Below are 20800 nucleotides of genomic sequence, written 5' to 3' on the forward strand. Positions count from 1 at the left end.
ATGATCGGAACCATTTTTAAGTTATTTTTGGCTAGTTATGTCCCAGCCTCTTTTTATTTTCATCGTTTTTTCCTGAATTTTGACTGTGTATGTTGCATCTTTGAAACCTTTTTCCATCTATTCTTTTCCTCTAACTGTGCTTTTTGATCTTGCTTTCTTCTTTCATATGCCAGTTCTCGCTGCAATTTTAAATAGCTTTTGAAACGGTCATTCGATAATTCACCATTTGCTATAGCCTCTTGCACACGACATCCTGGTTCTGTATTATGCTGACAGTCCGTAAACTTGCATTCTTTTTCTAGAACTTCAACGTCCTGGAAGGTTGCATCGATTGCTGAATCTCCTTCCCACAGCTGCAGTTCCCGCATGCCAGGGGTATCAATCAACAATGATCCATTTGGTAATCGAAACATTTCACGGTGTGTTGTTGTGTGACGCCCTCTACTATCGGCCTCACGTATATCCTTCGTTTCCTGTACCTTATTCCCAATTAACGTGTTAACTAACGTTGATTTCCCCACACCAGATGATCCCAGTAATGCGGCAGTTTTTCCTACTGGCAGGTATGTCATCAATTCCTCTATACCTTCTTTAGTTATGTTACTTAAAGGAATGATTGGTACACCAATAGCAACTTCTTCCACTTGGGCAATAATTGCAGCAACCTCATCTTGTGAGCATTCGTCTCTTTTTGTCAAGACAACAACAGGCGTTGCCCCACTTTCATAGGCTGATACAATATACCGCTCCATACGGCGTAAATTCAAATCATGGTTAAGCGAGTTAACGATAAAAACAGTATCCATATTAGCAGCAACAATTTGCGCTTCCGTCCTAGTTCCAGCAGCCTGGCGCACAAATTGACTCTTCCTTGGTAAGATGCGATGAACTACCGCTTTTTGTTCATCTACTAACTTTTGAACTTCCACCCAGTCACCCACGGCAGGATAGTCCAATGAGGAAACTGCCTGATTCAAAAACTTTCCACTCAAGTGTGCAAAGTATTCCATTTCACCATCTAAAATCCGATAACTATTTTTTTGCACCGCAATAACACGCGCAATTTTTTCTGCATCAATATCTTGGATAGACTGATCCCATCCAATAGTTTCAAGTTTATTCAATTATTTTTCCTCCTAAAATGTTGGAGGAATGACCGTGCTTACGCTGACCGTTCCTCCACTTTGATATGTGTTTGTTGGTTGAGTAAAACATTTTTATAAATAGCCATTAACACCACTCCTTTCAAAATGGATGAACAAGATTTCTATTAGTATACTACAAAACCATTATCAGCGCTCTAGTTGTTTTCATTTAATTCCAAATTCATCTAAAAAATCCTCAAAAATGATAAAGTTCGATATTATTTCCCAGGAAATACAACAAAATAAATGAATGTAAAAAACAGACGGGAATCAACTCCACGCCTGTTTTTCTAATTCTATCGATTATTCATTTCACTTGGTTCAGGACCTTTACGCCCATTTCGATCAAGCTCAGCAATCTTTTCCAAGTCTTCTTTGCTTAATTCAAATCTGAACACATCAAAGTTTTCTTCAATACGTGATGGTGTCACAGATTTTGGAATGACGATTCTTCCACTCTGTAAATGCCAACGAATGATAACTTGTGCTGGGGTTTTGCCATATTGCCGAGCAATTTCCTTCATCACATCATTCTCCAACACTTCGCCACCTTGCATTAATGGGCTCCATGCCTCTAAATAAATGTCGTTCTTCTGGCAAAACTCCTGCAATTTAGTTTGTTGTAAATATGGATGGCACTCAACCTGATTAACTACAGGGGTTAAGTCACATTCATCTAATAAACGTTGTAAATGCTCAATATTAAAGTTACAAACCCCAATCGCTTTAACCCGACCATCTTTATATAATTTTTCCATTGCTTTATACGTTTCTACATAATCATCATATTCTGGTGTTGGCCAGTGGATTAAATACAAATCGACATAATCTAAGCCTAACTTTTCCAAACTTTCGTCAAATGCTTTTAACGTATTATCATAGCCTTGATCAGTATTCCAAACCTTTGTTGTAATAAAAAGATCCTCGCGGGGAACTTTACTAGTTGCGATTGCCTCGCCTACCCCTCGTTCATTTTTATATACTTTCGCTGTATCAATCGAACGAAATCCAATTTCAATTGCTGTAGATACTGCTGGTGTTACTTCATCTTCAGGAACCTGCCACACGCCATAACCAAGTTGTGGCATGCGAAGACCATTGTTTAATGTAATAAATTTCATCTTATTCGCATCCTTTCCTGCTTTATTCTAGTAGTTTATCATAATGAAGAATCCGTGGAAAAAAATTGGCTTATATGATTTCTTCTAATAAATTGTATACTAGGTATTGAGAAACCAATCAATAGAATTGCATAATGTAAACACTGTCCCGGTACAAGTGTTGGAAAGCCTTACAATCGACTTGTCTGTTATATTTTCAAAACAAGTAACAACTAAAATAATTATATAGCTTAGAACCAAAAAATTGACCTGAAAGATATCCTTCAGATCAATTTCTTTTTAATTTAACTGTGCATATAACTCCGTCCATTTTTGCCTTGCAAATGTAAAGCTTCCTTCAAACCTTGTTAGCTTACCACCTACAACCAGATAGGTAAGCGGGAAAAGTCGATCTAGGAAATAACGATCATGTGAAACAGCAATAATCGTTCCATCAAATTGGTCTAATGCATCCTCTAAGACCTCTTTCGATTCAATATCCAAGTGATTGGTCGGTTCATCCAAAATCAATAAATTGTGGTCCTGATGAACAAGCTGCGCTAAACGCAACCGCATTTGTTCGCCACCGCTCAGACTGTTCACTTTTTGAAAAACTGTGTTACCGTAGAAAAGAAATTTTGCTAATATCCCTCTAGCATCGCCTTCCGTAACATGAACCTGATCACGGAATTCTTCGATAATTGATCGTTCACCATTTATTTCAAGCATATGCTGTGATAAGAATCCAACTGATAAATTGCTTCCAAGGTGGATAGAACCTTGATCAACTTGCTCCGACTGCAGGATCATTTTTAGCAAAGTCGATTTCCCACAACCATTTTCACCGATGATCGCAATTCGTTCACGGAACCTTACGTGCATATTCACACTTGTAAGCAGTGCTTTTTCATTAAACCTTTTCGAAACATCTTCAACAATAACAACATCTTTACCACTTCGTTTGTTCATTTGAAAATCCAAGTTGATCTTTTTTTGTTCTAGAATTGGCTTTTTCAATGTTTCTATGCGAGCTAGAGCTTTTTCCATACTTTTCGCACGACGATGCAATCCGTCATTTGGTGGATTTGCCTGGTTCGCCCATTCTTTTAATCGCTTAATTGTTTCTCTCATTTTCTTCATTTTCTTCTGTTGGTCCTGATATTGTTGAAACTCTATTAACAGACGTGCTTCACGCTCTTTTACATAATTGGTGTAATTCGTAAAATACCGTATAAGTTCTCCTTGATCCATTTCCAAAATGGATGTAACTGTTTCATCTAAGAAGTAACGGTCATGCGACACAATAACAACGGTGCCAGGGTAGTTTTTGATAAAATCGGTTAGCCATTCTATCGCAAATAAATCTAGATGGTTAGTTGGTTCATCAAGTAATAACAAATCAGGTGCTTTCAATAGAAGCTGGGCCAACCCAACCTTTGTTCGTTCTCCACCACTTAACTGTTTCCACTCTTTTTCAGCTAAATTTGTTATTTGCAGACCGCTCATGATTCGTCTGATCTGTGAATCGATTTCATAACCACCATCTTCTTGAAACTTCTCCTGTAATGCGCCGTACTTTTCTATATGCCGGTTTAGCTTATCAGGATTTCTCTCAGTAGCCATGGCATTTTCCAAATCTGTCATTTTCCGCTTCAATTCTTCTAACGAAGCGAAAACCTCATACAATAATGCTTCTACATTCTTATTATCATCTATATCTGGAGACTGTTGCAAAAGACCAACTGTTAAACTCTTCTTCCAACTAATTGTACCTTCAGCTGGATCTGATTTCCGTGCCATTAAATCCAATAAAGTTGTTTTGCCTTCCCCATTTCTTCCGATAAGCCCAATTCGTTCATTTTCCTTTATCTCGCATGTCATATCATTAAAAATCGTGTTAGCACCAAATATTTGTGTTACATTTTTTAAACTACAAATAATCATTTTCTCTTCCTCCGATTCGAAAGAGACATTAAAAAAACGACAGAGATATACATATCCCCGCCGTTTCACACGTTATTCCGTTTGTGGGTAGATGTCTCTAACTGGTATTTTTCATTCATTTGTTTTAAAAAAGGACAGACGTATCCTGTCCGAAAACAAATGCAGCAAAAAGCGCATAACACATCCAGAGGTATTCTCTGAATTTTGTAATGCCTTTACCAGTTTGAAACATGTAACCCACCTCCTTTTGTTATTTTTAGTTTATTCTAAAATATGTTAGATGTCAATACGAAAAAGTATTGGTAGTGAATTTTCCTGTTAAAATCAGGACCAGCGTTAATTTACAGGAATTTTCAAAAAACATTATGATATAATAGAGGGAACTAAGATTCAATAAAAATAAGAAAGGAATGACACTCATGGGTAAGTACTACAAGGAGTTTGTCACATATCTAGACGTCTACATTATGCTAGTTCTTTTTGTTCCACTCATGGTATACACAGTTTTGCACATGCTGCAATTTAATACGTGGATTGCACTTGTAATTGGAATGATCGCATATGCCATCAGTGAGTATACGGTCCACCGTTTTTTGTTTCATATGAGGACGCCACAGAATGCTTTTTTACTCAAGGTGATTAAGCGCTTGCATTTTGATCATCATGTAGATCCTAAAGATTTAAAGCTATTATTTCTACCACTTTGGTTTAGCCTGCCTAACTTCTTTGCCAGTTCAATAGTCTTCTATCTAATCACAAACAATTTGCAACTTACAATAGCTTTCCTTACTGGATTGATGTCCTACTTTCTTTATTATGAATGGAAACATTATATTGCCCATAAGCCGGTACAACCACGTACAAAAATAGGGCAGAATATCAAAAAGGCTCATCTCTGGCACCATTTCAAAAATGAAAACTATTGGTATGGTGTAACACATACCTCTGTCGATAGAGCATTTGGTACATATAAGGATCAAAAACAAGTAGATAAAAGTGAAACGGCAAGAAACCTGGAAAATCGGGCCTGAGTTATGAAACACAGTTGTATCTCAGTCAAATAAGCGATAAGCATACACCTTAAGTATTTACTACTTTATTCTTTATTCCATTTGCTAACTACCGTACAGTTCAGCACAATATTTTTGCTTTTTCCACAGGAATTCCACTATCATTAATAGAATATATACCTATCAACCATTTCTCACAGGGGGGCACTATATGTCTAAACAATCATTCCAACTCAGCGAAACTACAATAAACACTGTTCAACAAGCCATGGGGTCAGGTGAGTTAACTGCATTAGCGTTAACAAAAATGTACCTCGAGCAAATTGCTAAATACAATTCTCAAGGTCCAACTATCAATGCAATCATCGAAATTAACCCCGATGCTTTACATATTGCCGAAGCACTTGATGTTGAACGTGAAAGATTTGGTGAACGAGGTCCACTTCACGGTATTCCAATCTTAATTAAAGACAATATTGATTCAAAAGATAAAATGCATACTACTGCAGGATCAGTTGCTCTTACAAATCATTATGCGAGTGAGGATGCCTTTGTAACTAAAAAACTTCGCGCGGCTGGTGCTATTATTCTTGGAAAAGCAAACCTAACTGAATGGGCCAATTTCATGACACAAGGTATGCCAAACGGATTTAGTTCACGGGGTGGACAGGTGTTGAATCCATACGGACCTGGTAATTTCGATGTTGGGGGATCTAGTGCAGGATCTGGTGCTGGAGTTGCCGCTAACTTTGCAGCTGGTGCTATCGGTACAGAAACGGATGGTTCCATTCTAAGTCCTGCGAGCAGCAATTCACTCGTCGGTATTAAGCCGACTGTGGGTCTGATTAGCCGAACAGGCATTATTCCGATTGCACACAGTCAAGACACTGCTGGCCCGATGACTCGTACGGTTGAAGACGCCGCTATCCTATTAGCAGCACTTACAGAGGAAGATGCTGATGATCCTGCAACTGCTATGAACGCTGACAGAATAACGGACTATACTCCTTTTTTGACCAAACATGGGTTACAAAATAAAAGAATAGGCGTGCCACAAAACTACTTATCCAAACCTGATGAGAAGGAATTAACACTAATGAATGAAGCACTAAAAGATATGGAAAAACTAGGGGCTACTATCGTAGATCCAATTAATTTGCCGGATGATCTTCCGGATTCGAGTGTGCTTTATCATGAGTTTAAAAATGGTGTGAATGCTTATTTAGGTAAACTCCCAGCAAACTCTGTCCAATCATTACGGGATGTAATCAATTTTAATCAGTCAAATGCTAATGACGCATTGGAATATGGACAAACCACACTAATTAAATCAGAGACGAAAAGCGGTACACTTGTAGAAGAAGAATATATCACAGATCGATTAACTGATTTAAAACTGTCTCAAGAAAAGATAAATGAAGTCATGGAAGAACAGAAACTAGATGCTATATTTTTTCCTAATTTTTATGGTTCTAGTATTGCAGCAAGAGCTGGGTATCCCTCCATTACAGTTCCAGCAGGGTATACGGTATCCGGAAAACCGGTCGGGGTTACGTTTACAGGCTTACCTTTTTCAGAGGCAAAACTAATCGAATTAGCTTATGCTTATGAGCAAGCAACGAATCACCGGAAAGCGCCCGTATTTGAATAAAAACAAGCGATTCCACTCTTTGAGGGATCGCTTGTTTTAGTTTTATCTAGCCTTCATTCCAAACAATTTCACCGTATTGTTCTTCGTGGTCAATTTTCACATCAAAATTGTGCTTGCTGTAAAAATGTTTCAATCGACTGACATGATCAAAGTCACGCTCCACAATGTCACCAGTAATATATTGCACGTTTTCATTATGAGCCATTTCTTTTAAATAATTCATTAAAATGGAGCCATATCCCTTATTCTGCATCCCTTTTATATCTGCAATATGAATGGTATTGTCATTTTTATAGTTGGCTTGAATTGCTGCGTTCCAATCTCCGCGAAATGCTGTATCGCAGTCATGAAGCATAATTTGACAGGACTCCGCGCTCTTATCAGCATAAATAATCACCCAGTTATTGTCTTGTGTCTGATCAATACTTATGATCTCCCACTTTTTCGCAATTTCTTTAATATTATTTTGCATACGGAAAAGTTGGATTTCTAATGTGTCCAATTCTTCTTTTATGTTATTTTTATTTTCTTTTAAAGAAGCCGTGTCTATCATCTAAATCACCTAATTATTATTGAATTGTGTCTAGTTCCACACACAATTTGCTATTTTACAATATATGCGGGATGGAATTCAACTGTTAGATTTTTTCAAATAGTACTTAATACTTAGACAAGAAATGCCGATACATAGGGAAAGCTTTATTTATTAACTTGGGGGAGTTACATAATGAATAAAAAAAAAAATAAGGTGAAAAGAACATCATTCCAGAAATTTGGATGGAAGAACATGAAAATTGCACAAAAATATCTGTCCGTTTACATATTTACAGCTGTTTTATTTTTAATTGCGGGGATATTTGTGTACGTTCAATTGGAAAAAGGACAACAAGATATTGAAGCTATCGAACGTAGAAGTGAACGGGTAAATGCCATGATGGAATTTTCATCCATTATGCAGCTAAAAGACATTCAAATTGCAGATTTTATTATTACGCAAGATCAGAAGTATGTAGAAGAATATGACGCATATCGTCAAGACTTTAGCGATTTAAAAGAAGAATTAAAACCAACAATGCAGACAGAAAAGCAATTAAAAATCTTTGAATCCATTGAACAAAACGATACAAAGATGAATGTAACCTTTTTAAAAGATATTCCATTCGCAGTAGCTAGGGAACCAGAAAGTGTTCCTGCTTTAAGAGAAGAAGTTAGTAGCTTACGTGTTCATAATGTTGAGCTTATGAATCAGTTGATTTCGATTGTAAAAGGGAAACAACAGCAGGCTGTTAGCAATGCCCAACAAAGTATGAATTACAGTATAGTTGTCCTTGGTGTGGCGAACGCTCTCGCAATTATTATTGGTATTGTCTTACTCTTACTTATCAGTCGCAAAATTTCTGCTAACCTTCGTAAGGTGGTTTCGATTACACATGAGGTTGCTAATGGAAACCTCGCAGTGAAATCCATGGATTACGAAGGGAAAGATGAAATCGGTCAATTATCTGGTGCAGTAAATCAAATGAAAAGTAACATCCGTAGTATCGTATCTAAAGTTACAGCCGCTTCTGAATCCGTTTCATCTAGAAGTGATCACCTAACACAATCAGCTAATGAAGTGAAAGAAGGAAACGAACAAATAGCGTCAACAATGGAAGAACTTTCTACGGGATCAGAAACTCAAGCAAACAGTGCTTCAGACTTATCAGAAAATATGAATGATTTCGTTCAAATCGTTCGCCAATCTGAACAAGATGGACAAGATATCGCTGGTAAGTCGGATGGAGTCATGCACTTAACTGCAGAAGGTACAGCATTAATGAAAAAATCAATGGATCAAATGAAACGAATCGATGTTATCGTGTCAGAGGCTGTTGATAAAGTTCAAGGCTTAGACAAGCAATCTGCTGAGATTTCCAAATTGGTAAAAGTTATTAGGGACATTGCTGATCAAACAAATCTACTATCACTGAACGCTGCAATTGAAGCAGCAAGAGCAGGTGAACACGGAAAAGGGTTTGCAGTTGTTGCCGATGAAGTCAGGAAGCTTGCTGAACAGGTAACTTCTTCTGTAACTGAAATAACTGGGATAGTTTCCAATATCCAAAAAGAGACGGGTCATGTAGTTGTATCACTAAATAGTGGATATAGTGAAGTAAAAGAAGGAACAAGTCAAATCGAAGCTACAGGAAAAAGCTTTGAATCAATACATACATCTGTTTCTGAGATGACGACCAAAATCATTGCTATTTCTAACAATCTACAAGGCATCGCAACAAATAGTAACGAGATGAATAACTTAATTGAAGAAATTGCTTCCGTATCAGAAGAGTCAGCAGCAGGTGTCGAACAAGCAGCGGCATCTGCTCAACAAACATCAAGCTCGATGGAGGAAGTTTCACATAGTGCAGTTGAATTGGCTTCACTTGCTGAACAGTTAAATAAAGAGTTAAGGACTTTTAGATTATAAAACCTGACTCACCTACACTTCAATAAGTAGGTGGGTCAGATTTTTTGTATGTTGCACCATAGATTCGTTAATTTCTGGTAGGAGTGTTGAAATCGAGGTCTTTTCCTAATAGATGGCCTTCAACGCTTCACATGATACAAAAAGCATTCCTGGGTATGATCATTGACCATTCCGGTTGATTGCATATAAGCATAGCAAATGGTTGGCCCTACAAATTTAAAACCCCACTTTTTCAAATCTTTACTCATCTCCACAGATTCCTCTGTCGAAGCAGGAACATCAGCATGTTTTTTCCAATTATTTAAATTCGGTTCCCCATCAACAAACTTCCAAATATACGCATCAAAGCTACCAAATTCTTCTTGAACTTTCAAAAATGCCTGTGCGTTTGTCACGACCGAACGAACCTTTAGTTTATTGCGAATGATACCCTCATCCTGTAAGATCTCTTGGATTCTTTCCTCGCCATAACCCTGAATTACCTCCGGATCAAAATTATCGAATGCTTTACGGTAATTATTCCGTCGTTTTAAAATTGTTATCCAACTTAACCCAGCTTGTGCTCCCTCTAAGCAGAGCATTTCAAACAATTCTTGATCATCATGTTTAGGTCGTCCCCATTCATTATCATGATAATCGATATATACCTGATCAGAAGTTGTCCAATCACACCGTTGCTTCACTTTGCTTTCCCCTTTCCATAACTATTCTTCTTTTGTTTCTACTTGATTTTCTTCATATGAGATCCAATCACTATAGCTTCCAGGGTATAGCTTTACATTTTCATATCCAGCCATTTTCAGTGCAATGACGTTCGGGCATGCAGATACACCAGATCCGCATGACACAATAATTTCATCTTCTTTATCCAAGTTTGTGAAATTTGATTGCAAATCTTTATCATTTTTCCAAAGGCCATCTTCTTGTAAAACATCCTTCCAGAAAAAGCTCTTTGCGCCAGGAATATGTCCAGCCTTTGCATACATCGGTTCATTTTTGCCCAAATATCTATCTTTTGAACGCGAATCTATTACTAGTGCCGACTTATTCTTTAACTTATCTTTTACTTCGTTTATATCTACTATTTTTTCTTCTTGCAAAGTAGGCTGGAAACTTTTCATGATTCGAATCGGAATATCCGTTGTAACAACATTTCCCTTTTCCACCCAATGTTTGATGCCACCATCTAATAGATAGACTTTTTCGTGTCCCATATAATCAAGCAACCACCACAATCGTGCAGCAAACATATCATTGCTTTCATCATAAATAACGACAGTAGTTTGTTGGTCAATCCCCATTTCACCAAGCTTTTTAGCGAATATTCCCATGTCTGGAAGTGGGTGATTTCCCCCGTGATTTGATTTCTGACTAGATAAATCCTTATTTAAATCTAAATACATGGCGCTTTGAATATGCCCTTGTTCATAAGCCTTTCTACCTTGATTGGGGTCAGCCAATGAAAAACGAACATCAACAACGACTACCTTGTCAGCTTTACTTTCCAATTTCTTTTTCAACCAATCAATTGAAACTAAATAAGACATTCAAAATCTCCTCCTACCAAAAGTATTTCACAGTACACCTATTCAAGCAATTTTCCAATTTAGTTTTCATCTTCTATAGAATTCGTTATTTTTCTCTAATACCCTTCTATAGAGTATGATAAAATAATCATAATCTAATTAGGAGATGAGCCCTTATGAAACAAGATTTAATTAACCGCCTCACTACATATGTAAAAATAGATACCCAGTCCAATGAAAAGAGCGAAACCACACCTTCCACACCTGGTCAGCTAACGCTTGCTAGATTATTGGTGGGTGAATTAAAGGAAATAGGCATGAGTGATGTGACAATCGACGAAAATGGATACGTGATGGCGACACTTGCTGCAAATACAAATAAAGAAGTGCCAACCATTGGCTTTTTGGCACACGTTGATACAGCGACTGATTTCACTGGAAAAAATGTTAAGCCACAGCTTGTAGAAAATTTTGATGGAAATGATTTAGTACTGAATGAAGCTTTAAATGTGGTTTTAACCGGAAAAGAATTCCCTGAACTCCCTGGTTATAAAGGACATACCTTACTAACAACAGATGGAACTACATTATTAGGGGCTGATAACAAAGCTGGTATTGCAGAAATCATGACCGCAATGGCGTACTTAATTGACCACCAGGATATAAAACATGGAAAAATACGCGTAGCTTTTACACCTGATGAAGAAATTGGACTTGGACCACATAAATTCGACGTTGACGCATTCGACGCCAAGTTTGCTTATACAATGGACGGTGGTCCACTAGGTGAACTACAATTTGAAAGCTTTAACGCTGCCGCAGCAGAAATTACATTTAGCGGGAATAGTGTTCACCCCGGTACATCGAAAAACAAAATGGTTAACGCAGGAACCATGGCAGCTGAATTCATCCGGAAATTCCCAGAACTCGAAACCCCGGAACATACAGAAAAATATGAAGGCTTTTATCATTTAAGTTCTATTCTTGGTGATGTGGAAAAAACGCATGCCTCTTATATTATTCGAGACTTCGATAAAAAGAATTTCGATGCGCGTAAAGCATTCATGGAAAAAGCCGTTGAGGACATCAAAGAAAAATATGGGGAACATCATGTACAATTAAAGATGGAAGATCAATATTACAACATGGGTGAAAAAATCGAACCTGTTAAAGAAATTGTAGATATTGCACAACAAGCAATGGAAAATTTGAATATTAAACCACTTATAAAACCAGTTCGTGGTGGTACTGATGGATCTCAATTATCCTTTATGGGATTACCAACACCAAACATTTTTACTGGTGGTGAAAATTATCATGGTAAATTTGAATACATTTCTATTGATAACATGGAGAAAGCAACGAATGTGATCGTGGAAATTTGTAAGTTGTTTGAGGAAAACTAAAGTGAGAAAAGAGCCGGATTCGAGGAGAATCTGGCTTTCTTACTGTCTTATGAAAAAAGTTGCAAAAAAACCAAGCGACAATAAGCATCCTAATAATCCAAAGGTCCGCGCATAACTACCTGTTTGCATCACAGCAATAGTGATAATTGGTCCCAGCGTAGCACCAATAAATAAAATGAATGTGTAGTATGATGCTGCAATTGCCCGGGCGTGGCCACCTAACTCACCAATTAGTGTCATGATTGCTGGAAAAGTTAATGAAATACCTGCAACATATACGATGCTCATGGACACGATAATAAACAGATTAGAGCTAAAACCTACTATAAATAACCCAACGACAGCAATAGCTAAGCCTATTTTAAGTATCCGTAACAATCCGTATTTTTTCACAAAAATACCTGTAAACGGTGACAAAATCATTCCTATCAATCCTGCAGAACGAACAAATAAAATTTCTTTTTCCGAAAGATTAAATGTAGCACCACTTAAATAATCACCGAATACCGTATACATTCCAATGAAAGTTAACAGGAGCATAAGCGTTATGCTATAACTTAATAGGAAGTTTTTTTGTGTAAAAATAATTTTTGTTTGTCTTAAAAAATAACGTATAGTTACGTTAGTTGCATAATTTTCACTATTGGGTAGTATCAAGATTACAGCGATAATTGTACAAAAGTATAATCCCCCAAACAATAAAAAGATCACATTCCATTCAAAAAGCTGGTTGATAACCCCTGAAAAAACTTGACCGAAGATGCCTGCAGTTAAAAATCCAAAGCTGATAAACCCAATTGTGGTAACTAGCCTCTTTTTCGGATATACATCAAATACATATGCTAAAGCAGCAGGTGCAAACGTAGCAGAAACAAACCCTTGGGCTCCACGCAAAGTAACCAGCCAGTGAAATTGGTTTGTTAACCCAATCAATAGTGTAATAGCGGCAAGGAAGCAAAGGCCCACCACAATAATACGCTTCCGACCATAACGGTCAGATAACGGACCAAAAATTAAAAAACCACTTGCGTAAAATAATGAAAAAATACTAGTCGGCCACGTTGCCATGGTTTGCGTCACGTGGAACTCACTAACGAGTACACCAACTAATGGAGTAGTGATATAAACACTTGAAACAACAACTAACGCACACCAAAAAAGTAGCAACGTAACGTGTGAGTAATTTATTGGTTTGCTATCAGGTGATTCAGCACGCACGTTTTTATCCACGTTCATTTCCTCCCCTACTTTTTATAAGGGTATGAAAGGTACTGGGTTGGTGTGCGTATAGCAAGAAGGCACTATTGAATCTGGTAACGTTTCTTTTAAAATCTCCATACCTTTCTTTCCCTCAACGTTAAAAAAACGGATAAAAAACATTCAAAGGGTACAGTAACAAATCGAAAAACAGTTAGACCAAAAAAGAAGAGCCCATACATGCATAATATGTGCTCTCCTTTATGACTTTCTATATTAATAGGCAATCCCAACACGTGTATTTAAAAACTCTTTATTATCCACCAACGAATAAGCAAAGGCCCCGGTATCACCAACTGAAATTCGCTTCCCATCTTTAGGAAGTACATCTTTTTCAACACGGTAATTCCCTTCCGCTTCTCCATCAGGTAAATAAGTTGGACATACAATTGTCCAACTTATTTCAGATTTCTCAAGATAGTGAAATGCAGCTAAATGGTCCTCAGCCGCTGTCGTCTTTCTTCGTTTCGATTCACTTGATTGAAATCGGTACAAATCAGGCTCTGACCTACTATTTAAAATTCCAGCCGTTCCAATTGTAATAATTCGCGTTATCTTATTTGCACCCATTGCTTCAACTACAATAGGCATACCTCGAGATAATGTATTATTTTGATCTGTATTTAACGCACTGATAATAATATCTACACCATCCATTGCGTGAGTTAGGTCAGTTCCATTTAATACATTACCTTTGAAAACTGTTAAGTTATCATCAGTCAGGTTTAACTTTTCTGGTGTTCGAACAAAAGCAACCACGTCATGATGATCAGTCAATGCATGTTCGACAATTTTCCGACCAACCCTACCGGACGCTCCTAATATGAGTAGTTTCAAAGTATCTTCCTCTCGTTAAAAAAGACCTTATTTTATGCCCCATCCAAAATTCTTTTGATACCATTCAGCAGCTTTTTCGACTTCTGCTCGTGATAGCTGATGACCATTCATTTCCCAATGCAGACCTACCTTAGAGTTCGCCTGTTCGAGAAGCTCTTTTAGTTCTTCCGATTCTTCAGGCTTACAAAGTGGATCATTTTTTCCTGCAGCAATAAACACCGGGTGGTCAGTCAAATTTGGAAGTTCAAGTCCCCGTCTAGGTACCATTGGGTGATGAAGAACTGCACCTTTTAGCGAATTTTCGATATGGAACAACATACTAGCAGCAATGTTTGCGCCATTTGAATAACCGATTGCCACTACATTATTCCGATCAAAACCATGTTCTCGTGCTGCTTGATCAACAAATTCATTCAATTCATTGGTTCGAACAATTAGGTCTTCCTCATCGAAAACCCCTTCTTCCAAACGACGGAAAAAACGAGGCATACCATTTTCATTAACATTTCCTTGCACACCTAAAACAGATGCTGTTGGATCTATTATATCTGCCAATGGCAACAAATCCTCTTCTGTTCCCCCAGTTCCATGAAGCAACAACAATGTCGGTTTGCTTTTATCTGATCCTTCTTTAAACAGATATTTCATCTAACCACCCTTTCATTATTCACCTTGAGTTTAAGACAATTTTATAAGAATCTTATCCATCTAGCAATCAATCACTCTTGAAAAATTGTTTAAAAAATCTCGTGATGTGGTCTATCTACACATGATATACTATTAGTTGCCTTAATTAACTAAAGGGGAGCGTTACACGATGCAAAAAAAATTATTACCTATTACCTTTATACTAATATCAGTTAGCATTCTATTTACAGCATGCACAGAAACTACTACTACCAATCCATCTAATTCAAATGGTACCTCCACAGAAACGGAACAGCATATAGAGGAAAATGAAATAGTATTACCTGAACCCTCCTTGAAAAGTGGCGATCAGGGAGGAAAAGTTAAAGAACTTCAAGCAGCTTTAATAAAAATTGGATATCACCTTTCTACGTCTGGAAACTTTGATAAAGAAACAACAGAAGCATTGAAAGACTTCCAAGCTCAACAAATAAAACTTCCTGCTTCAGGTGAATATAATCAAGCGACAATGGAATGGTTGGAAAGAACATTAAACGGAGAGTTTGCAGTTAAACCCGGGAAAGGAAGTGTCCCTATTTCTAATCCAGAAGAAACAGTTATTGTAAAAGATCCTTCAGATAAAGTCGTACTTGTTAACAAAAGCCATGCCTTACCAAGCGACTATATTCCAGATGATTTAATCGCGCCAAACGTTCGTTTCCCGTTCACACAAGATTTACCGAAGCGATATATGCGTGAGGAAGCGGCCCACGCGTTAGAGGATTTGTTCAAGGCCTCTGACAAAGCAGGTGTTGATTTGTTTGCCCAATCTGGGTATCGTTCCTATAACACACAGGAATCCATTTTTGCATCGTATGTAGCAAAAGATGGTGAAGAAGCAGCAAACAAATATAGCGCTAAACCAGGCGAAAGCGAGCATCAAACTGGTTTAACAATGGATGTAACAAGTCCTGAAATTAACTTTAATCTAAACACAAATTTTGCCAAAACCGAGGAAGGAAAATGGGTAAAAGCCCACGCACATGAATACGGATTTATCATTCGCTATCCGAAAGGAAAGGAAGCTATCACAAAATACCAATATGAGCCATGGCACCTGCGTTATGTTGGAAAAGAGATAGCAACTGTTATTTACGAAAAAGATATTACGCTAGAAAAGTATCTTGGTGCACTTTAATAAAAAGAATGTAAAGATCCGTAGCTTCGGGTCTTTTTTGCACTAATAAGAGTATAAATTTTTAGTGGATATCAGTGTAAGTACAAATAAGGCTTTTCTATCCTCAACAAAAATAAGCTTCATTTATTATTAAATGAAGCTTACTCCTTACATATATAATAGGAATCCCCATTATATAATTTTATTTAATTGTTCACTTTTCTTCATTTTGTTAATCTTTCTGTCCAAACTGCGAATACGTTCGATTGCTTCATTATCATCGATAGTTCGATAGTGGTGTTTTCCTCCCGCTTCTTCATCCGATTCGTCCGCAAGTGAAACAACGTATTGCAGGGGTTTTAAATTCAAGTGGCCTTCAGGTAAATAAGAATCTGTGTGAAGTAAAATTGCCACTGCTATTTCTTTCGCTGCATGGCGATCTTCACCAATTCGAATCAAAAGCTTGTGTGCTCGACTTGCTCCTTTGATTGCATGAATATCATTTTCACGATATAGCTCATAATCCCATTCACCATCGCGGTACCATGTATAATGACCAACATCATGAAGCAATGCAGCCTTTACTGCTAAGTCAGGGTCCACATCGTACCTTTCAGCGAATTCATAAGCATACTCTGCGGCTCTAATCGCATGTGCCATCCCCGACCTTTTCAAATGTTTTTGTGTAATTGGGTGGATAAATATTTCCTCAAGGGTTACTTTTTTCATGTAAGCCTCCTCCTTTCTTATGTAGTTCTGTATCCTATTCCGAAAAAATTATATTGTTAAATACAATAGCACGGTAGTACATGTTTTGCAATATATAATTTCCTCATTCTTGTTTTTTCAAACATGGTAGTACAGCAATGATCATTATTGATTGGTAATGAATGTTTATGATTGATTTATGTAACCGTTTCCTTTATACTAATCTCAGGCAAGGAATGAGGGTGATCAACTATGCTTACAAATGAGCGACATTCTATTATCTTAAAGATCTTGGATGAAAAACAAACGATATCAACACAAGATATTCACGAAGCAACTGCTGCATCAGAATCAACGATACGCCGTGATCTTACGGATCTTGAAAAACAGCATAAATTACAACGCATTCATGGTGGTGCAACACTAACCGAAAAAAAAATGCAAGAATATAGTATTGCAGAGAAATCGACCAGAAACCTCCAAGAAAAACAATTAATTGCAAAACTAGCTGCAGAGTCCATCCAAAATGAAGATTGTATTTTCCTTGATGCAGGTACGACAACATTGCAACTAATTCCTTATTTAAAAAATAAACAAGTTGTGGTTGTCACCAATGGCCTAACACATGTAGATTTACTAATGGAACAAGGCATTACAACCTATTTAACTGGTGGCTATGTTAAACAAAAAACAAGCGCATTGATTGGACAACAAGCTATTCATTCTTTAGAAAATTATCGCTTTGACAGATGCTTTCTTGGTGTAAATGGGTTCCATATAGATTTTGGGTATACTACACCTGACCCAGAAGAGGCGAGTCTTAAACAAACAGCTAGTTCCCTTGCAAAGGAAACGTTTGTTTTAGCTGATCAGACCAAATTAAACCGGGTAAGCTTTGCAAAAATCAATGATCTATCTAAAGCTACATTACTTACGGGGAGTTTACCTAAAAGGGACTTTGAAGCCTTTTCAAACAAAACAACTATTGAGGTGGTAAAACCATGATATATACCTGTACCATCACACCATCGATTGATTATACAGTCTATTTACCGTCGTTTCATCCTGGAAAATTAAATCGTACAGAGGAAGTTTATTATTTTCCAGGTGGTAAAGGAATCAATGTCTCACGCGTGTTAAATCGCCTAAACGTCAAAAGTATAGCATTTGGCTTTGCAGGTGGATTTACTGGCCAATTTATTCGGGAGTTTTTACAGGCTGAAGGTGTCCAAACGAATTTTATTGAAACGAAAGAACCAACACGCATCAATGTGAAAATTAAAGCTGATGACGAATCTGAGCTAAATGGGCCAGGTCCAAATACGACACACGAACAACGCAAAGAATTGCTAGCAAAAATAGAGAAGTTTGAATCTAATGATTGGTTTGTTTTAGCAGGAAGCTTACCAGATACAATTCCAGACGCATTTTATCAAGCTTTAGCAAGAATTTGCCATAAAAAAGGTGTTCAATTTGTGCTCGATACATCGGGAAGTGCTTTAAAACAATTGATAGATACAAAACCGTTTTTAGTCAAACCTAACCAACAGGAACTAGGCGACTTATTTGATACAACAATTGTAACGAAAAAAGAAGCTATTTTTTATGCTAAAAAACTGGTCAGACAAGGTATTAAGCATGTCATTGTATCCATGGGTGGTAATGGAGCTATCTTAGTAACAAGTGAACAAGTTTTAATTGCCGAAGCACCAGAAGGTCAGGTTATAAATACAGTTGGTGCTGGGGATTCCCTTGTCTCAGGATTCATTGCAGCCTATGTTAAGGAAAAAGATGTTACAGAGGCATTTCGTTATGGCGTTGCTAGCGGTAGCGCCACCGCATTTCGCACCGATCTGTGTGAACAAAAGGATGTTGAAACATTACTTTCAAAAATTACACTATACCCTTACGAAGAAGAGGATGTGATCTAAATGAAAATCACCGAATTATTAGGTCAGGATACGATTATTCTTGATTTACAGGCACAATCCAAAAAAGAAGCCTTGAATGAACTAGCAAATCAATTGGATCAGGCAGGAAAACTTAATGATAAGCAATCATTTATAACTGATATTTTTAACCGCGAGGAACAAAGCACAACTGGAATCGGCGAAAGCATTGCTATTCCACATGCGAAATCCTCAGCAGTAAAAGTTCCAGCAATCGCATTTGGTCGTTCAGAATCTGGGATTGATTTTGATTCATTAGACGGGCAGCCTGCACATTTATTCTTTATGATCGCTGCTAGTGATGGAGCCAATAATGCTCATTTGGAAGCATTATCTCGTTTATCTACCTTTTTAATGGATCAGAAATTCCGAGAAAAAATATATCAAGCGGTTTCGATAGAGGAAATTTTAGAGACAGTAAATGCAAAAGAGATTGAGGTTGATACACCTGAAGAAACAGTAGAATCTAAATCATCGAAAATCCTTGCTGTTACAGCATGTCCAACAGGAATTGCCCATACGTATATGGCTGCTGAAAAGCTAAATGAAACTGCAAAAGAAATGGGTATAGCGATTAAGGTAGAAACAAATGGATCTAGCGGTGTGAAAAACCGTTTAACCGCTGAAGAAATTGCCGGGGCAGATGCCATTATTGTCGCCGCCGACACCAATGTTGAAATGGCACGATTCGCCGGAAAACCAGTAATTCAAACAGGTGTTGGAAAAGCCATACACGAGACAAAAGAATTGTTGAATAAAGCCGTTAATCAGGATGCACCACTTTACAAATCTAGCGAATCGGAGTCAGATTCTGGAGAAAAGGAATCGCGGAATGGATTTTATAAACACCTAATGAGTGGCGTTTCAAACATGCTCCCATTCGTTGTCGGTGGTGGAATTTTAATTGCACTATCGTTCTTCTGGGGAATTGAATCAAGTAATCCCGAAAGTGATCAATACAACGCATTTGCTGCCATGCTGAATACAATTGGTGGTGGAAAGGCATTCTTCCTAATGGTTCCAGTTTTAGCAGGATTTATCGCATCTAGTATTGCCGATCGACCTGGATTTGCTCCGGGAATGGTTGGGGGACTGATAGCTGTCACGGTTACAGGAGCTGAAGGAGCTGGCGGTGGTTCAGGTTTCCTTGGTGGTTTAATTGCTGGTTTCTTAGCTGGTTATGTAACCTTACTTGTTAAAAAAGCATTTGCAGGGTTACCGGATTCACTTGAAGGTTTAAGACCAGTTTTATTTTACCCGTTATTCAGTATCGCAATTACTGGTTTGATCATGATGCTGATCAACCCACCATTAACTACAATCTATACAGGACTTTCAACATTTTTAGAAAGTATGGGTGGAACAAACCAAGTATTATTAGGACTGATTTTAGGTGCAATGATGGCATTTGATCTAGGCGGACCTGTTAATAAGGCGGCATATACATTCGGTATTGCTACGCTTGATGCAGGGAACTATACGATTATTGCGACTGTAATGGCCGCAGGTATGGTACCACCGTTAGGTATGGCACTTGCAACATCGCTGTTTAAAAATCGTTTTAATAAGCAAGAACGTGAAGCTGGAAAAACAGCTTACGCGCTCGGTGCATGTTTTATTACGGAGGGCGTTATTCCTTTAGCAGCGGCTGACCCAGCTCGCGTTATTCCATCAGTAATGGCAGGAGCTGCGGTAACAGGCGGTCTAACAATGTTCTTCGATATTGCATTACGAGCACCACATGGAGGAATATTTGTTATCGGACTTGTGGACGGTGGCATTGCGAAAATACTATTGTACATTCTGGCAATTATTGTTGGCACTGTAGTTACTGCGCTACTTGCAGGTATTTTGAAGAAAGATCTTACTAAACAGAATGCTTAATAAATAACGCAAGCTATATTGCTCGAAACGCACGATAACATATTAAATTCGCGCGCCAACCTACAGAATCGCGCAGTTGCACGATTTGAGAGAGTCATCGCACGATTTTGTG

At 37.7% G+C, this 20800-nt stretch carries 19 protein-coding genes; 8 read left to right on the top strand and 11 right to left on the bottom strand.

What is annotated here, in order from left to right; translation table 11 throughout:
• Positions 1-59 precede the first annotated feature (59 nt).
• From rsgA to AC3G7N_RS13070, 4 genes are all read right to left on the bottom strand, one after another.
• On the bottom strand, positions 60-1124 hold the full coding sequence (rsgA, locus tag AC3G7N_RS13055) for a ribosome small subunit-dependent GTPase A (RefSeq protein WP_489422603.1): 1065 nt from the start codon (positions 1122-1124) through the stop codon (positions 60-62).
• A 317-nt stretch (positions 1125-1441) separates the two neighbouring features.
• The gene (locus AC3G7N_RS13060; protein WP_489422604.1) at positions 1442-2266 is read right to left on the bottom strand and encodes an aldo/keto reductase; all 825 of its coding nucleotides are present in this window, start codon (positions 2264-2266) and stop codon (positions 1442-1444) included.
• Positions 2267-2545: 279 nt separating this feature from the next.
• Positions 2546-4189 (bottom strand): ribosomal protection-like ABC-F family protein, encoded by a 1644-nt coding sequence (abc-f, locus tag AC3G7N_RS13065; protein ID WP_489422605.1) that lies wholly within the window; start codon positions 4187-4189, stop codon positions 2546-2548.
• A gap of 124 nt (positions 4190-4313) precedes the next feature.
• Positions 4314-4421 carry an RAxF-45 family protein gene (locus AC3G7N_RS13070; protein ID WP_489422606.1) on the bottom strand — a complete coding sequence of 36 codons (108 nt, stop codon included), beginning with the start codon at positions 4419-4421 and terminating at the stop codon, positions 4314-4316.
• A 187-nt stretch (positions 4422-4608) separates the two neighbouring features.
• Between AC3G7N_RS13070 and AC3G7N_RS13075 the strand changes: the two genes are divergently transcribed.
• Complete coding sequence (locus AC3G7N_RS13075; protein WP_489422607.1) at positions 4609-5220, top strand: sterol desaturase family protein; 612 nt, start codon at positions 4609-4611, stop codon at positions 5218-5220.
• A 190-nt stretch (positions 5221-5410) separates the two neighbouring features.
• Positions 5411-6850 (top strand): amidase family protein, encoded by a 1440-nt coding sequence (locus tag AC3G7N_RS13080; RefSeq protein WP_489422608.1) that lies wholly within the window; start codon positions 5411-5413, stop codon positions 6848-6850.
• Between the two features lie 46 nt (positions 6851-6896).
• Here the strand turns inward: AC3G7N_RS13080 and AC3G7N_RS13085 are convergent, their stop codons facing one another.
• The gene (locus AC3G7N_RS13085; protein WP_489422609.1) at positions 6897-7403 is read right to left on the bottom strand and encodes a GNAT family protein; all 507 of its coding nucleotides are present in this window, start codon (positions 7401-7403) and stop codon (positions 6897-6899) included.
• Between the two features lie 174 nt (positions 7404-7577).
• Here AC3G7N_RS13085 and AC3G7N_RS13090 point away from each other — a divergent pair, with 174 nt between their 5' ends.
• Positions 7578-9317 carry a methyl-accepting chemotaxis protein gene (locus tag AC3G7N_RS13090; RefSeq protein WP_489422610.1) on the top strand — a complete coding sequence of 580 codons (1740 nt, stop codon included), beginning with the start codon at positions 7578-7580 and terminating at the stop codon, positions 9315-9317.
• Between the two features lie 119 nt (positions 9318-9436).
• On the opposite strand, the gene AC3G7N_RS13095 is transcribed toward AC3G7N_RS13090, so the two are convergent.
• Both AC3G7N_RS13095 and AC3G7N_RS13100 read right to left on the bottom strand, forming a co-directional pair.
• Positions 9437-10000, bottom strand: a complete 564-nt coding sequence (locus tag AC3G7N_RS13095) for a DNA-3-methyladenine glycosylase I (protein WP_489422611.1) — start codon at positions 9998-10000, stop codon at positions 9437-9439.
• Between the two features lie 21 nt (positions 10001-10021).
• Complete coding sequence (locus AC3G7N_RS13100) at positions 10022-10864, bottom strand: sulfurtransferase (RefSeq protein ID WP_489422612.1); 843 nt, start codon at positions 10862-10864, stop codon at positions 10022-10024.
• A 155-nt stretch (positions 10865-11019) separates the two neighbouring features.
• Between AC3G7N_RS13100 and pepT the strand changes: the two genes are divergently transcribed.
• A complete protein-coding gene (gene pepT, locus AC3G7N_RS13105; RefSeq protein ID WP_489422613.1) occupies positions 11020-12249 on the top strand; it encodes a peptidase T in 1230 nt (409 codons plus the stop codon).
• A gap of 39 nt (positions 12250-12288) precedes the next feature.
• Here pepT and AC3G7N_RS13110 read toward each other — a convergent pair whose 3' ends face one another.
• From AC3G7N_RS13110 to AC3G7N_RS13120, 3 genes are all read right to left on the bottom strand, one after another.
• On the bottom strand, positions 12289-13479 hold the full coding sequence (locus AC3G7N_RS13110) for an MFS transporter (protein ID WP_489422614.1): 1191 nt from the start codon (positions 13477-13479) through the stop codon (positions 12289-12291).
• A 243-nt stretch (positions 13480-13722) separates the two neighbouring features.
• The gene (locus AC3G7N_RS13115; RefSeq protein WP_489422615.1) at positions 13723-14343 is read right to left on the bottom strand and encodes an NAD(P)-dependent oxidoreductase; all 621 of its coding nucleotides are present in this window, start codon (positions 14341-14343) and stop codon (positions 13723-13725) included.
• 27 nt (positions 14344-14370) lie between these two features.
• Entirely contained in the window at positions 14371-14991 is a 621-nt protein-coding gene (locus tag AC3G7N_RS13120; protein WP_489422616.1) for an alpha/beta hydrolase, read from the bottom strand.
• A 169-nt stretch (positions 14992-15160) separates the two neighbouring features.
• On the opposite strand from AC3G7N_RS13120, the gene AC3G7N_RS13125 reads away from it, so the two are divergent.
• A complete protein-coding gene (locus AC3G7N_RS13125) occupies positions 15161-16168 on the top strand; it encodes a D-alanyl-D-alanine carboxypeptidase family protein (RefSeq protein WP_489422617.1) in 1008 nt (335 codons plus the stop codon).
• Positions 16169-16339: 171 nt separating this feature from the next.
• Here AC3G7N_RS13125 and AC3G7N_RS13130 read toward each other — a convergent pair whose 3' ends face one another.
• The gene (locus tag AC3G7N_RS13130) at positions 16340-16876 is read right to left on the bottom strand and encodes an HD domain-containing protein (protein ID WP_489422618.1); all 537 of its coding nucleotides are present in this window, start codon (positions 16874-16876) and stop codon (positions 16340-16342) included.
• Between the two features lie 231 nt (positions 16877-17107).
• Here AC3G7N_RS13130 and AC3G7N_RS13135 point away from each other — a divergent pair, with 231 nt between their 5' ends.
• The 3 genes from AC3G7N_RS13135 to AC3G7N_RS13145 are packed head-to-tail and all read left to right on the top strand — an operon-like array spanning position 17108 to position 20688.
• Positions 17108-17860 carry a DeoR/GlpR family DNA-binding transcription regulator gene (locus AC3G7N_RS13135; RefSeq protein ID WP_489422619.1) on the top strand — a complete coding sequence of 251 codons (753 nt, stop codon included), beginning with the start codon at positions 17108-17110 and terminating at the stop codon, positions 17858-17860.
• Positions 17857-18786 carry a 1-phosphofructokinase gene (gene pfkB, locus AC3G7N_RS13140; RefSeq protein WP_489422620.1) on the top strand — a complete coding sequence of 310 codons (930 nt, stop codon included), beginning with the start codon at positions 17857-17859 and terminating at the stop codon, positions 18784-18786. Before AC3G7N_RS13135 ends, pfkB begins: the two co-directional genes overlap by 4 nt.
• Entirely contained in the window at positions 18787-20688 is a 1902-nt protein-coding gene (locus AC3G7N_RS13145; protein ID WP_489422621.1) for a PTS fructose transporter subunit IIABC, read from the top strand. It begins immediately after the preceding gene.
• Positions 20689-20800: the final 112 nt, after the last annotated feature.

The sequence above is a fragment of the Virgibacillus carmonensis genome (genome assembly GCF_057836705.1).

Coding starts and splice junctions, on each gene's coding strand:
- AC3G7N_RS13060 (WP_489422604.1), bottom strand. CDS start 2,266: ATGAAATTTATTACATTAAACAATGGTCTTCGCATGCCACAACTTGGT.
- abc-f (WP_489422605.1), bottom strand. CDS start 4,189: ATGATTATTTGTAGTTTAAAAAATGTAACACAAATATTTGGTGCTAAC.
- AC3G7N_RS13070 (WP_489422606.1), bottom strand. CDS start 4,421: ATGTTTCAAACTGGTAAAGGCATTACAAAATTCAGAGAATACCTCTGG.
- AC3G7N_RS13075 (WP_489422607.1), top strand. CDS start 4,609: ATGGGTAAGTACTACAAGGAGTTTGTCACATATCTAGACGTCTACATT.
- AC3G7N_RS13080 (WP_489422608.1), top strand. CDS start 5,411: ATGTCTAAACAATCATTCCAACTCAGCGAAACTACAATAAACACTGTT.
- AC3G7N_RS13085 (WP_489422609.1), bottom strand. CDS start 7,403: ATGATAGACACGGCTTCTTTAAAAGAAAATAAAAATAACATAAAAGAA.
- AC3G7N_RS13090 (WP_489422610.1), top strand. CDS start 7,578: ATGAATAAAAAAAAAAATAAGGTGAAAAGAACATCATTCCAGAAATTT.
- AC3G7N_RS13100 (WP_489422612.1), bottom strand. CDS start 10,864: ATGTCTTATTTAGTTTCAATTGATTGGTTGAAAAAGAAATTGGAAAGT.
- pepT (WP_489422613.1), top strand. CDS start 11,020: ATGAAACAAGATTTAATTAACCGCCTCACTACATATGTAAAAATAGAT.
- AC3G7N_RS13120 (WP_489422616.1), bottom strand. CDS start 14,991: ATGAAATATCTGTTTAAAGAAGGATCAGATAAAAGCAAACCGACATTG.
- AC3G7N_RS13125 (WP_489422617.1), top strand. CDS start 15,161: ATGCAAAAAAAATTATTACCTATTACCTTTATACTAATATCAGTTAGC.
- AC3G7N_RS13130 (WP_489422618.1), bottom strand. CDS start 16,876: ATGAAAAAAGTAACCCTTGAGGAAATATTTATCCACCCAATTACACAA.
- AC3G7N_RS13135 (WP_489422619.1), top strand. CDS start 17,108: ATGCTTACAAATGAGCGACATTCTATTATCTTAAAGATCTTGGATGAA.
- pfkB (WP_489422620.1), top strand. CDS start 17,857: ATGATATATACCTGTACCATCACACCATCGATTGATTATACAGTCTAT.
- AC3G7N_RS13145 (WP_489422621.1), top strand. CDS start 18,787: ATGAAAATCACCGAATTATTAGGTCAGGATACGATTATTCTTGATTTA.